Raw genomic sequence first — 14,642 nt, forward strand, 5'->3', positions numbered from 1 at the left:
CGTGCAACAATTATTCTCATCTTATAGTACAGTATGGATGAAGATAAATTGTTTTGGCAACAGAGTAATATGGAGATTGTCTGACTCAAGAAGCAATGATTCATTGGTCCATGCATTTGTTGGTGTCTTGCCCACAATGTGGTCTGACAACACAATTGTTGTGTCTTCCTCGCCGTTGTTCAGAGCAACGACAATTTTCTCATTGCCATATGTTCTACTGAAGACGAGATGATTCGTTGTATTATCCGCCTCAACAATGGAATACTGTGCATCCGCAGTGAGTGGCTTGAGCGTTTTTCTAAGTTGGATTAGTCTTTGGATAAAAGTAAGCAAATCGGTATCCTGATGTTCTTTCTCCCAAACCATACATTTACGATAGTAGGCAAAGTTATCCCCATCTCCCGTTAACCCAATCTCATCTCCGTAAAAAATACAAGGTGAGCCCGGATAGGTAAGCAGAAGTAAGTAAGTTAATTTCAACTTTTCTGTATCTTCACCGCATAGCGTCAAAATTCTAGCGGTATCATGACTACCTAGCAAGTTAAACATCACTTCATTAACATTTTCGGGATAAAGATGGAGATGCTTCACGATTTGATTTCCAAAATCACGTGCCCCTATTTTATTCTTGGCGGTAAAGTCGATCGCAGATTCCGTAAATGGATAATTCATAACCGAGTCCATTTGATCTCCTTGTAACCAAGGCATCGCATCATTCCATATTTCAGCTATGATATAAAGTTCATCATTAACCGATCGCACGGTCTGTCTGAACTCCCGCCAAAACTGATGATCGATTTCATTTCCCACATCCATACGCCAGCCATCGATATGAAATTCCTCAATCCAATACTTTGCTACGCTAAGTAAATATTGTTTCACTTCAGGGTGACTCGTGTTTAGTTTTGGCATTTCTGGCACAAAAGCGAATGTTTCGTAGGATGGAAGTTCGCCCTCCTCTACGGCATGCTCGTATATATGGAACCAATCTGCATAAGGTGATTCGGCCCCACGCTTCAGCACATCCTGGAACGGTGCAAACTGGTATCCACAATGATTAAATACCCCATCCAGCATGACACGGATTCCACGTTCATGACACACATCGACAAACTGCTTGAAGGTTTGTTTGTCCCCGAACTGTGGATCTATTTCCATGTAGTTCGTCGTATCATATTTATGATTCGTAGGAGATTCAAAGATAGGATTTAGATAAATACCTGTTATCCCTAAATCCACAAGGTAATCTATATGCTCAGTAATCCCTTCCAGATCCCCGCCGAAAAAGCTATCAGGCTTAGGATCATCCCCCCAAGTATCGGTAACATTGTTTTTGCGCCCTGGGTTACCATTAGCAAATCGTTCCGGGAAAATTTGATACCAGACCGTGTCTTTAACCCACGCCGGTGCATCAAATACATCGATCGCATTCAGATAAGGAAAACGGAAGAAACGGTTCTCCTTCTCATCCGGTGTAAATCCTTTTTCTCCGTATACATGACACTCGGTGCCGTCCGATACCTCAAACATATAAACGAATCTCTTATTCTCCGGCTTGATTGCGATAAACCAGTAATCAAAAAGTTCATCTGAGCCAGATATATGCATCGGTATTTTATCCGAAAGCATCGCATCCTCTGCCCAACGATATGGATCTCCGTAAATCAGTTTGACACTCTCCAGATCGCCCTTCTTACTTTGGAGTCGGATATGCAAAGTATCCACATCATAGGCATAGGCATAATTGTTCTTGGGACGATGATATAAGGCCTCTTTGTTCATAATAAAATTCCTCCTGATCTATTTAAAATTTTAATAACCATCAAAAAAGAGCACACCCCCCGTAAATTGGCTTGGGGTTGTGCTCTTCACCCATTAACAGCGGATTGAAAAGACATGCATTGCCCTTAAATTCAATAAAACTACTACAATAATAGAATAAAATTATTTGATCGATGTGTCAATAAATTCCTGATTATATGACTTCTCTAGGGGTAATGTACTTTAACTCGAAATATGAAAGGTGAGTGTCTTTATGGAACAAATGAAAAAGGTTGCTTTCTTGCTGGCTGATGGCTTTGAGGATTCTGAAATGAAGAATCCGTACGATGAAATGGTGAAGAACGGTCATGAAGCCGTTATTATTGGATTGAAGGATACGGAAGAATTGAAAGGTAAACAGGGGACGATTTGCTATACGGCACATATGTCTATAACAGATGCAAATGTGGATGATTATGACGCTGTCATTATTCCCGGTGGCAGTTCCCCGGCTCACTTAATGAACAACAAGGATATACAAAAGTTCGTGCAGCAAGCAGACAAAGCAAACAAAACGATTGCAGCCATCTGTCATGGCCCGCAAATATTGAATGCGGCAGGCTTACTTAAAGGACGTACATTAACGTCCTATCCCGGACTAGCCGATGAGATTAAGGCGGCCGGAGGATATTACGTAGATAAAGAGGTTGTCGTTGATCGCAATCTAGTCACATCGCGCAAACCAGAAGACGAGCCAGCCTTTATTAGTGAAACGATCAAGAAGCTCGGTGTGAATGCTTGGTAAACATTATTAACTTAAAACTCACTAAGAGCCCTATACCTGTCGTAAGTAGGTATAGGGCTCTTTCCAGTATCTAAAATCATATATCTTGGCAACACTCTACTATCTTACCTATAAAATCTCCGCGTTCTTCAATGCATGATCCCAACTTGGAAAATAAAACAACGCATTCCGCATTAACTCAGGATCACTTTGCTTTACTTGTTTTTTACCAACCGCGCCTCCATTAGATTGGAGTAGCCTTATTCGATTAATAACCTCATCTGCACCAAGTGTAGCATCCAATACACTCACCCCTTTCCAATTTAAAAACCTTATGTCCTATTTTTCACAATATATGGTAGTTTTATACTTTTTATGAGATATTGAAAAGAATCTTCGTATTAAAGATCCAATTTCACTTATAACTTGTACTCCAAGGATGAACACATCGGTTTTGCTCAGCTAGCGGAACTATTCATCTTGAGCGAAATTCAACATCGTTAACATACAAACTTATTTATTTACAATTAAACAAGGCAAATCGTCTTATCATTGGATGTTCAAACGCTTCGAGTACCGTTAAGCGTACCTTGTCGGCAGAGATTGGCTTAAACCTGTCGATCTTTTTGTGCCCGATTGCACTCCCGTGGATAATCTCCATCCATTCGCCACCGGAGTGAACCTCAATTATATAGTCCCGTACCCGCTCTCCAAAAGCAATGTCTTCCATAGTGATAATGTGGTCAATGATGAGACTCTCTGGTAACTCAATTTCGATCACTTCCCCCTCACCCGATATTTCTGCAAGTGAATGATCGAATCGGCGATGTATCTCATCCCCGAAGGCAATAACGCGATTCACATCCACCTCAGGTATAAGTCCCCGGTTATCCGGCGCTAAATTCAGAAGTAGCGTTGCCCCATGACCAACCGACCGGTAATAGATATCCATTAATTGCTCCAAGGGAAGCAGTAAATGTTCCTCATCCGGATGCCAAAACCACCGATCCTTGCGAATGGGCACATCACATTCGGCTGGTACCCAGCGGGGTGTCCCAGTTAGCCATTTCAAAGACGCCTCACTAAACATACTCTCGCGAGCGGATTCAACGGTATTCCAGCAAGGATAAGGGGCAAGCCCATCTTCATTACCTACCCAGCATATGGTTGGTGCTCCCATGTTAAATACCATAGCATCCGGCTGATACTGCTTGATCAAGTTCATGATTCGTTTCCAATCATATTCTCTGCCTTCTGAGCCTGCCCCATCAAACCAGATCTCAACGAGCGGGCCATAACCCGTCAGCAACTCCTCCAATTGATTAGCATAGAAATTATCATACGCCTGCGGATCGGAGTAACACGGTTCATGTCGATCCCAAGGGGATAAGTATAGACCAAATCCAATTCCCTCTTCGCGGCAAGCATCGGCACAATCCCGTACAACATCCCCTTTCCCATCCCTCCAAGGACTAGAGGTTATCGAATAATCGGTCGTTGAGGTCGGCCAAAGACAGAAGCCGTCATGATGCTTGGCCGTGAGCACAAAATAGCGGAATCCTGCCTCCTTGGCTGTACGTACCCACTGGCGAGCATCAAGCTCAACTGGATTAAATAAGGACGGCGAATCATTTCCCTCGCCCCACTCCTGATCACAGAACGTGTTCATTCCAAAGTGGCAGAAAACTCCTAGCTCAAGATCCTGCCAGCGATGCTGCTGCTTTGTCGGTATCGGTAATAATGTAGATGAGTTGTCCATTTCTAGATCTCCCTTCTATGCAACTAATTTTCTATTTATTGAAGCTCTCATTGATCCGGCACGAAAAAGGGAGCTTTGAAGCAGCCATGTCTAGACTGCTCTAAGCTCCTCATTTCTTAATTCATCTAACTATTTCTTTACTTAGACTCTTTCTCATTAATGATTTTCGTTGCTTCATCAACCATCCATTTCTGTACATCATCAATCGAATCGTTACTTAACATAAATTTACTAAATCCATCATCGATAATTTTAGTTAAATCAGACGAACTTTTTGTAACAATTTGTGTCGCATCCAAATATTTAATGTCAGGACCAAACAATGTATTTCTGAGTGAATCAACATCATATTTGTCGATGTTATCGCCAATTAAACGATCAATGAGTGCATTTTGATCCGACTTCTTAGAGCCCGAAAACTCCGTTCTTGATTCCGATTCCGCCGTTGTCATGAACCGCATCAATTTAAATGATGCATCTTTATGTTTCGAAGTCGCCCCCATTACAAGTTGCGAGCCACCTACAAAATATTTTCCGCCTTCATAATCTTTCGGCAACGCATTCTGAGTTGGAAGCGGTACTGGAGCAAATGCAGTCTTGAAATCATGTGGATATTGTTCTGTATTGCCTGGGTCAGGGATCATGAAACTCCCGGAAAGGATCATAGCAGCATCACCACTGAAAAACTCGCTTCGGTAGTTAAGTTTAGCTGCAAGAACATCAGCATAAGGTTTAGCCGATTTATCCACAGACTCCATATCCTTGCGTAACTGGAAGAAGTATTTATAAGTCGGGTCTGACAAGATAGTCGTTCCATCATCATATCGGAATGGATCTTTCATAACCGTCTGTGCTGGAGCATTCATATAAAGCTGCCATGTATGGAAATACGATCCGTAACGTTTGTCGACCCCTTCTCCTTTGGTCAACTTCTTAGCATAATCGCGGTAATCGTCCCATGTCCATCCATAGGTTGGCACAGGCAGTCCAACCTCATCCAAAGCATCCTTGTTTAGCAAAACAAACTGGTAACCAGCTGTCATTTGCATGCCGTAATATTTACCATCAATCTTTGGATTAACATAATATTCATCTTCAGGAACAAGGCCTTCGGCCTTATAGAACTCATCCAACGGAGCCAATGCATTTCTAGCTGCTCTTTCAACAACTGATCCCTCACTCGGAACGCTGACTACGTCGACAGCTTCCCCAGACGAAATTAGAAAATCTAGTTTTTTTAGCATTTCGACCGAATTACCAGGAACAAGTATGACCTGCTCAACTTTGATATTGGGATTCTCTGCCTCGAATTCCTTAAGCATCGCTTTAGTACCAATCTCTTGATCTGCATTATCCCAGTTGTAATACTTTATAGTTACTTGCTCCTCTTTCTTATCCCCTGCAGGTGCACCGTTAGAGTTTTCAGCTGATTTGGAATTGCTACCACAGCCGCTTAACACAGAAAAAACAACTAACATTAGACATATTGAAACTAAAAAATTACGTGTACTCTTCTTTTGGTTCATTTTTCTTGCCCCCTGTTTTGTAAAATAAGCAATCATCTATCAACATCAGTATAATGACTGGCTTATTAGTGCAAGTGTAAGATTTTGAGGTAAAAGGATTACTATTTTGACCTTTTCCTTTCGAACATCAACCTTTCACACCACCAAGTGCAATTCCACTAATAACTTGTTTCTGCAAAGTGACAAATAAAATCAATAAAGGAATAATGGCTGATAAGGACGCCATCATCATAATGGCATCATTTGTCGTATAATCATCTCTGAACAAGGTCATGCCGAGCGGAATCGTATAAAGTGCCTTGGATTGCAAGAAAATAAGTGGGTTCTGGTAGTCATTCCATGACCAAATAAATTTAATGATAGCAACGGTTGCAAGTACTGGCTGACATAGCGGAATGATAATAGACGCGAATGTTCTAACTTGACCTGCTCCATCAATTTTAGCCGCTTCAAGATACTCATCACTAATGCCAACCATAAACTGACGGAGTAGGAACGTGAAATAAATAGAAAACATGCTCATGAAAATCAGTGCTACGTGAGTATCGTAAAGGCCTAACCAGCGAATCAGCATAAAACGAGGAATCAACGTGGCTTGATCTGGTATGATCATAAATGATAACAGAGCCGTAAACACTAAATTTCTTCCCCGAAAGCGGAGTTTCGTAAATGCATAAGCCGCCATTGTTGAAATGACCAAAGTAATACATGTTACAATAACAGCAATTTTAATCGAGTTAAAATAAACATGAAGAAATGGTACTTTCCCCATCCAAACCGCTTTGAAATTGTACACCACATTTGTGGATTTAGGAATCCACGCAATGGGGAAACGCATAACATCCTTTTCATATTTAAAAGCAGATGAAATCATCCATACAAATGGAATCAAAAAGAAAATGGATAGCACTCCCATCAGAATGGTAGTGATCAATTTGGAAATGTTTTGTCTAATGAATAGCAACAGAAGTCCCTCCCTTTTTATTAATCTTCCTCATTCCTAAACTTCCAGGTTATCGCAGTAATCACAGCAATGATGGCAAACAATAGCCACGATATAGCCGAAGCGTATCCCATGTTATAATTCACGAATCCTTCTTGATAGATCCGGAATACAATAACCGTAGAGGAATTGTCCGGTCCTCCTCCAGTCAAGTAGGAGATGATATCAAATACTTTAAATGAACCGATCAACATCGTAATAAACAAGAAAAAGGTAGTGGAGCGAAGTAACGGAATCGTGATTTTGAAAAACTTTGTTATTGAAGTTGCACCATCAATTTCTGCAGCTTCATATAGTTCATTCGATATACTTGTCAGCCCAGCCAAGTAAATAATAATTGTATATCCGAGTCCAGCCCAAGAACTGATAATCGCAATAGCCAAGAGCGACGTCTTAGGATCCACAAGCCATTTCGGCGGACTGGAAATTCCAAGATCCATAAGAAACTGATTAATAGGTCCTAACGAAGGGTGAAATAATGCACTCCACACTGCTGCAATCGCGATAATGGACGAGATATAAGGAATGAAGAACACTACCTTAAAATAGTCCTTCCAAAACACCTTGTTATGGATAAGAACTGCCAGTACCAGTGAAATGGCCATCGGAATGGGCACCGTTAACACCGTATAAATCAAATTGTTCTTCAATGCTTTCATGATGGTTGGATCTTGAAACATGTGAATGAAATTGTCTAGCCCTAAAAATTTAATTCCTGATACCCCTGACAACAGATCCCAAGAGGTAAAGCTTAAGTAAAGAGAGAACCCAAGAGCAAATACATTTAGCAATAGCATGCCTATGATCTCCGGAGCTAGAAATAACCAGCCTATCAAAGCTTCTTTCCGCTTCGGAGTCCAGAATTTACTTGGCATCTGAAGCCTTTCAGGAGTAATGGTTGGTTTAGCAGATTCCACTTCGTATCACCTCAACATTTAATAAGTTAATACTATGATAATTAAAAATCACAACAGACGAAGGATGGATTATGACCAAGTACGAGTAATATTTTGACCTTTTATGGCGCAGTATTGACGGAAAATATGAATTAAAGAAAGAAAAATAACCTATCCATAAATGGACAGGTTATCTTACATGGTTCATAAAGAGTAGTTCTTTTATTTTGCATACCTGCTTACAGCATGCTTTGTTTTATATTCACTAGGAGTCATTCCAATATACTTCTTAAATACTTTCGAAAAATAAGTCCTGTCCGAATATCCAAGTCCCATCGCTAAAGATTCAAGCGTTTGACTAGACGTTTTCATCATCTTTGTAGCAATCCCCATTTTATATTGATGAACGTAATCGGTAAAATTGATCCCGGTTAATCGCTTAAAATAACGTGAAAAGTAACTTGAATTCAAATATAAGTAGTGCGCCATATCGATTGAAGTAATATTCTCAGATATATGTTTATCGATAAATTGTTGAATAATCTGCAATTTGGGTTCTTTGACAGCCGTTCCAGAACCCTTCTGGCGATATTGTGTAATATGTGTAAGTTTACTTACTACCAGTTCCATTACATCCTCTAACGTCCTTGCAAATGACAGGTAAGAATAGATCGCTTCATTCGACTTCCATTTTGAAAACATGATATCAATACTGCGCAATAGAATTAATAAATCCTGGACGAATTCACTTGGCTCAATACGTTTCTCTTGTGCGTTCCTTCCCATGGTTGAGACAATGTTACGTATACTTTCTGTATCATCCTTCAGTATTGCACGTTCAATATCACTCTTATAAGGATCCAACAACCCTTGAGGTGAGGGTAAGAATATATGCTGTAACAAGAGTTGCACATCCTTAACTACTAGTTCATTACTCTCATAAAACTCATTTTTATGTTGAACAATCTGATGATAGAAAGATCCAAGCGACTGTAATCCTATTCTATCTGTCACGGTAACCATGCTTAATTGCAATTTCAAGAACCGGGAACAACGATCCTCCAGCTCCTGCAAATACTTTTGAAAATGGAGGTAGGCATTACTCGCCAGGTTGACCCTGTAATTATATAAAACAACAAGTTTTTCTTGATCCATAAATGGTGTGATTCCCTCATAAGACACAGATAACTCCATTGCAATATTGTAAATGGCATAGAATATTAAAGGAAGGTTGCTCTGATCATACAGTCGTTCGTATGTTGAGAACTTGATATTCACCGTCCCCATCATAAAGCAAGGGTATCCCCATGAAATACCAAGTTGGGCTGCATATTCCACAGTTGATTCAGGAGGAGCTCCATCGATGACTTTTTGAATTAGACCTTGTTTGAACAGTTCCCTGTTATAACTTGATACATCCTTATCTAATCTACTTGCTGTCTTTTCTAACAAGCGTATTGAATTTTTCAAACTTTGTTCGAGCTGCTCCGCAGTCAATTTATCCTTGAGAAGATAATCGTCGGCATTCAGCTTTACTGCTTGCTGAGCATAATGAAAATCCTCATGACAGGTCAAAAATATCACTCTAATATCCGGCTTCATTTGACGGAAGATAGCTGCAAGTTCAATTCCGCTTTTTTTGGGCAATCCGATGTCAGTGATGACAATATCGGGTGATGTTTCCTTAAACATTAGAAGAGCCTTTGCACTCGAGTAGGTTGATCCAACAACATGTAGATTGAGCGACTCCCACTCTACCATCTGTTGCAAAACTTTAAGCATAGGGACATCATCATCAATTAACATAACTTTATGCATCATAGCTTCGTCCTCCCGGTATGAAAACTTGATGATCATGAACAGGAATTTGGAGGAAGGCAGTTACTCCACCCATATTATTTTGATATAGACATAAAGTTGCAGTTGGACCGAATGAAAGCCTCAACCTTTGGACCACATTAATAAGCCCTACTCTTGTATAAGAGGCGTGCTGATCCGTATCGTTTGATTGGAGCTGTTGATTCAGCACTGATAGTTGTTCTTCCTCCATACCACTTCCGTTATCCTCGATATCGATCATAATACAATTTTGATCTCTTCTAGCATGAATCGATATTTTCGCATCAGGATTGTCCACTAAACCATGTACAATTGCATTTTCAATTAATGGCTGCAGCATCAACTTAGGAATAACCCATTGTTTCAAGTCGGGCTCTAAATCAACCACCAGTTCCAAGGGAATTTCATTCCTGATCTTCATGATATCTATATAATGCCCTAGCAATTCGCACTCTTCCAGTAATGTTGTAGGTTCATTGATCTTCAAATAGGCGCGGAGCAGACTCATTAATGAATCAATCACTCCGCTATGCAATTGATCCTTTTGCAATATCAGGCTGCATTTGATGGAGTTTAGCGTATTAATCAAAAAGTGTGGCCGAATCTGCATAAACAATGCATCCAGTTCCATAACCCTTTTTTGTTCCTGCTCTTGCTCAATATCGTAAATGAGTCCCTTAAGTTGATCCATCATCGTATTTAACGTGTGTCCTAACTCGGCGATTTCATCTCCCCCCTTCACTTCAATCCTTACGTCCAGGTTCCCCATTCCAAACTGTCGAATCACTCGCTGCAACTTTTGAATAGGTCTGTGCAGTCTTCTGGCCATAAATAAGGATGTTATGCTGAAAAGGATAAAGAAAAGAATAACCCCTCCAATACCCGTAAAAAATGTTCTTGAAATTTTACCCGTAAATGCTTCTTTATTCGCTTCATACACAAGAGTCCAATCCGTTTTGTCTAATGTGACCTCAGAGCGTAGGTTAGAACTCTTTGGGTCTGAATCATGCGACGAAAGTTTAGTATTTCCTGCGATTCGATTTCCTCCCGCGTCTAAAAGAACAATCTTCCCAAACTCGACTGGCTTAAGTAGTCTTTCAAAATACGATTCCGAAATCCCAATGATAAGAACAGATAGATACTCTTTTTCATGACTACCATGAATCACTCTGGCCATATAATAGGTACCCTCGTTACTAGACTTACCTGTGACCATACCGAGCCATTGAAGGGTTTCAGGCTTGTTGAAATCGATTTTTTCATACAAATGATCTAGGTTCCGATTGACTAGCTTCAAGTCTTCTTCATTAGAAGGAATGATAAAGCGCTTTCTATTTACCAGATACATACTAATGTTATTATTTAATGGTTTAGATGTAATTAAGGAAAATACACCTTTGATTTCGTTAAAATTTATATAATCATCATAAGTACGCAGCTTGTCCGCATCCGCAAATTTTTTCAAATACGTCCTAAAACTCGTATCGTTAACAATAAAATGTGAGGAAAACGTAACATCATCAATCGTCTTTCCAATTTCATCAATAATTACATTCAAGAAGTTCTCATTACTTAACTGCAGCTTCTCTACCATTGTTTCTTTAATTAGAATAAAAGAGATGACCGAAACGGTAATGATGGGTACGATAATGAAAAGAAGAAACGATAGCTGTATTCTTCGGTAAAAGGTCAACTTAAACATGATTTACCGCGCCTCTCTCATGCTGCTTTTTCACTTTATAACCGTGATCTCTTTACCTTCGCCCTTTGTTACTATAAGCACGACCTCACCGAATATTTGTATCCCATCAACCACATAAGAGTCGATAGCTCGGGCAGGTGGTCTATGACATACAACAATAATATGTTCCTCATCGGATTGTGGCAACATAATCTTGCACGCTTCTACGCTACTGTCGTCGGCTAATTCCCCGGTGTACAGGAATACCGTTATTTTCTTGACGATCGGAAGAGTAGTTTCCCCGGCCCGTAAAGGGTACAGAACCTGCATCATAGAGAACGCTCCGGAGTGGGTCCGTTCGTAACTTACATGATAGTTTGGTTCTACCAGATTATATTCATAAGAAATAACACCCTCGCTTAGCTCTACCTTTAATTCTGAAGCATGAACAGGAATGATACAAAGATTGGCCTCATGCTTATTTTCAGTTCGGCAAATGCCCGTTTCCTGCGAAGTACTTATTTCACCCGGTGCAAAATGAAAGTATTGCTTACATGTATGTTCATGCTGACTATCAAAGTAATCTACCAATAACCAATAGTATGGCTTAATAAAAATAATTTGTCTGGAGGGATATACTGGATCATCGAGATGTTTATATCCATTATGGCTCCCACTTACGTAATCATAGCCGGTCTCCGTAATCCATTCGCTACATGTCTTTGAAGCTACTCTCCCAAATTGCCATGTATCGATAACTTCCGTAAATTCGATATCATCAACCACAGTTGTATTATGGGAACTGCATAGTTTAAGTTGCCTACGCAGAGGCGTATGATCACTATAATTATACCTACCTAGATCAGTAAGCAGTTCTTTACCGTACGCATGAATATCAATATGAAGCATATCGGCATGTCCGTGTCCCCCTCCAAGAGGACCGCAGCGAAAATACAAATATAAAGCTTGCTCATCCCAACCAGATCGCATCACATAATGTCCCGAATGTTCAAATGCGTGGGATAGCCGTGGTGGCACCAAAACAGGACATTCATCATAATAGCGGATGCCGTTTGATCCGAAATTCCATACATTATCAAAATCGATACGATCATATCCGCCGAACCGAAGCGTAGCATCCTGTAACACAATTGCCGAAGCGGTCAGAACCGACCGGATATCATTATTATCACTGTCTCCTAGCATGATCTGCCTATGATTTGGCTTAGCCCAGTAGAGGGAAGCAATTGCCATCTTCCGAATAGTTTCCGTAATGGAATACTCTATTTCAATCTTATTATTGATAGTCAGAGTCAACATATCTAGATAGCAATTCAATACTTCATGATGATAAGTGGGAGACTGCTCCCAATGGATTCCATCCTTCATTACTTGTAGCCTGGCCGTTTCTCCCATTCTCTCGATACTCAACTGTTGCCAATGAAACGATCGTTTGAATTCTGGCACAAATACAGACATCTCAATCAATCCACATGTTTCAAGTACGCCCCAATTGCTAATATGTTTCCAGCCTGTAAATGAAGAGGCTAGATATTCGGCATGCTCATGCATTGAGATGAATACCTTCGTTAGGAGATGCGATGTCATATGTGGGCTGTTCATCACAAAAGGCAATGTTTTGATCCAGTTGCCGCAACGCAACCCGGCTTCGATAGAACGCCACGTTAACGTACCCATAGTTTGCTCAGAGGGAACAGGATTCCGTTCGATCCAATCCTCTAGTTGGAGGCAGAAGGTATTTGCATATTTCTCATCTCCGGTCATCTGATATGCTTGTCCAAGTGCCAGCCAGTATCTGTGGCGATTGAGCATGTAAGCCCATTCGACATCTCCGTCGGGGATATGATTCCAGTCTATTGGACCGTCAAAGGTTACGGGTACACAAGTACGTTCCATATCCCATGGGAAACGGAAGAGGAAAGTTTGAGCAACGACTTCATCTGCCGCTTTCATCACTTCCCGTAATTCTTCTGGACAATGCAAACTTACATACTCACAAACTTCTGCTAGATCTTCCTTACAGAGAAACATCTTAGGATAGGTTCTGGACAACAAATATTGTTTGAACGCCATCAAGCCTTCATCATACCGTTCATCAAGAACAGCCTTCTTGACACGTTCCAAACCCGGATGATCAAGGTTAAGCAGACTAAATAGACTATTTTCATAACCTATTGGGTTATTCACGTTCATACCAATAACCTCCTATTCCTTTCTCCAGTCTTATTAGTGCTTCCAAGTAGAAATAGTCTCCCCAGATCATATAATCATCAGGTGATAACCCTCCATGTACATAATACGAACCATGCTTGAGTAATCCCTCTGCACCTTCTTCCCCGATCGTGGCATAACGTTCAACAAGTGATGTCATCGACTTCATGCACATTTCCTGAAAGTAATCACGCTCGGTGTCCTGCTCATCCATGTGGGATATCAACTCTAGCAGACCAGCAGCTACAATCGCAGAAGCCGAGCTGTCCCGATAGGTATCTGCCCCTACAGGAGCATTAAAGTCCCAGTAAGCTACATGATCTTCCGGTAAATGTTCAAGGAAGTACCGGGCAAGTCGCTTGGAGGTATCCAAGAATAGGGGATCTTTCGTATATCGATAAGAGAGTGCGAATCCGTATACGCCCCAGGCCTGCCCCCTCGTCCATGTTGATCCGTTCGTATAACCTTGATGCGTCGCCCCTCCGATCGGTTCCCCCGTTTCCGAGTTGAAGAAGAATGTATGATAGGAACTGTCATCGCCTCTTACGAGGTAGCGTCTTGATTTCTCCGCTTGGGTTACAGCAACATCTCTATATGTTAAGTCACCTGTTTGTTCACTCGCCCAGTACAACAGCGGAAGGTTCAGCAGACAATCGATAATAATCCGCCCTTCCTCCTTAGAATCTCCCTTCTTCCCCCATGCTTGAATATAGCGACCTGGTTCACGCCACCGATTCATAAGTACGTCTGCTGCTTGCAGCGTTAATTGCCGAGCGGAATCGTCCTTCTCCACAATCCATTGTGCTTTGGAGGATAACGAGTACAGAAAACCGATATCATGGTGATCAAGCACTACATGATCTTGTAACCGTTGATCAAAGCTAGCCACCGATTTATCCGCCGCATTGCGAAAACGCTCGTCATTGGAATATTCGTAGCATAACCAGAGCATTCCGGTCCAGAATCCGTTGGTCCAGTCATTATTATCAATTAATTCATAATTTGCATTACGACTGACGTGAGGGAATTTCTCACCGAATCTGTCTATATTTCTTAACGTCTTGGTAATAGCGTCATTAATCGCATTTTTCCACATCATGGTATCATAACCCCCATATACTTGATCATTGATTACGATCCATCATAGCAAACATATTCTAG

At 40.9% G+C, this 14,642-nt stretch carries 11 protein-coding genes; 1 reads left to right on the forward strand and 10 read right to left on the reverse strand.

Features of this window, described 5'->3' with window-relative positions; genetic code table 11:
• Nucleotides 1-21: 21 nt before the first annotated feature.
• Nucleotides 22-1,782, reverse strand: a complete 1,761-nt coding sequence (locus EJP82_RS18555) for an alpha-glycosidase (RefSeq protein WP_127193574.1) — start codon at nt 1,780-1,782, stop codon at nt 22-24.
• A gap of 262 nt (nt 1,783-2,044) precedes the next feature.
• On the opposite strand from EJP82_RS18555, the gene EJP82_RS18560 reads away from it, so the two are divergent.
• Complete coding sequence (locus EJP82_RS18560) at nt 2,045-2,566, forward strand: type 1 glutamine amidotransferase domain-containing protein (RefSeq protein WP_127193620.1); 522 nt, start codon at nt 2,045-2,047, stop codon at nt 2,564-2,566.
• Between the two features lie 108 nt (nt 2,567-2,674).
• On the opposite strand, the gene EJP82_RS28000 is transcribed toward EJP82_RS18560, so the two are convergent.
• The 9 genes from EJP82_RS28000 to EJP82_RS18600 form a co-directional block, all read right to left on the reverse strand.
• Nucleotides 2,675-2,857, reverse strand: coding sequence for a hypothetical protein (locus EJP82_RS28000; RefSeq protein ID WP_341190649.1), 183 nt, complete (start codon nt 2,855-2,857; stop codon nt 2,675-2,677).
• A gap of 205 nt (nt 2,858-3,062) precedes the next feature.
• A complete protein-coding gene (locus EJP82_RS18565; protein ID WP_127193575.1) occupies nt 3,063-4,304 on the reverse strand; it encodes an alpha-L-fucosidase in 1,242 nt (413 codons plus the stop codon).
• 137 nt (nt 4,305-4,441) lie between these two features.
• Nucleotides 4,442-5,830, reverse strand: a complete 1,389-nt coding sequence (locus EJP82_RS18570; protein ID WP_127193576.1) for an ABC transporter substrate-binding protein — start codon at nt 5,828-5,830, stop codon at nt 4,442-4,444.
• 127 nt (nt 5,831-5,957) lie between these two features.
• Nucleotides 5,958-6,746, reverse strand: coding sequence for a carbohydrate ABC transporter permease (locus tag EJP82_RS18575; RefSeq protein WP_127193621.1), 789 nt, complete (start codon nt 6,744-6,746; stop codon nt 5,958-5,960).
• Between the two features lie 68 nt (nt 6,747-6,814).
• Nucleotides 6,815-7,708, reverse strand: a complete 894-nt coding sequence (locus EJP82_RS18580) for a carbohydrate ABC transporter permease (RefSeq protein WP_127193622.1) — start codon at nt 7,706-7,708, stop codon at nt 6,815-6,817.
• Between the two features lie 243 nt (nt 7,709-7,951).
• Nucleotides 7,952-9,550, reverse strand: a complete 1,599-nt coding sequence (locus EJP82_RS18585) for a response regulator transcription factor (protein ID WP_246054261.1) — start codon at nt 9,548-9,550, stop codon at nt 7,952-7,954.
• A complete protein-coding gene (locus EJP82_RS18590; protein WP_127193577.1) occupies nt 9,540-11,270 on the reverse strand; it encodes a sensor histidine kinase in 1,731 nt (576 codons plus the stop codon). The genes EJP82_RS18585 and EJP82_RS18590 overlap by 11 nt, the downstream gene beginning before the upstream one ends.
• A 30-nt stretch (nt 11,271-11,300) precedes the next feature.
• Nucleotides 11,301-13,463: an alginate lyase family protein gene (locus EJP82_RS18595; protein ID WP_127193578.1), complete on the reverse strand. Its 2,163-nt coding sequence runs from the start codon at nt 13,461-13,463 to the stop codon at nt 11,301-11,303.
• Nucleotides 13,450-14,577, reverse strand: coding sequence for a glycoside hydrolase family 88 protein (locus tag EJP82_RS18600; protein WP_127193624.1), 1,128 nt, complete (start codon nt 14,575-14,577; stop codon nt 13,450-13,452). The genes EJP82_RS18595 and EJP82_RS18600 overlap by 14 nt, the downstream gene beginning before the upstream one ends.
• Nucleotides 14,578-14,642 lie beyond the last annotated feature (65 nt).

The organism is Paenibacillus anaericanus (assembly GCF_003994475.1).
In the GTDB taxonomy this organism is placed as follows: Bacteria; Bacillota; Bacilli; order Paenibacillales; family Paenibacillaceae; genus Fontibacillus; species Fontibacillus anaericanus.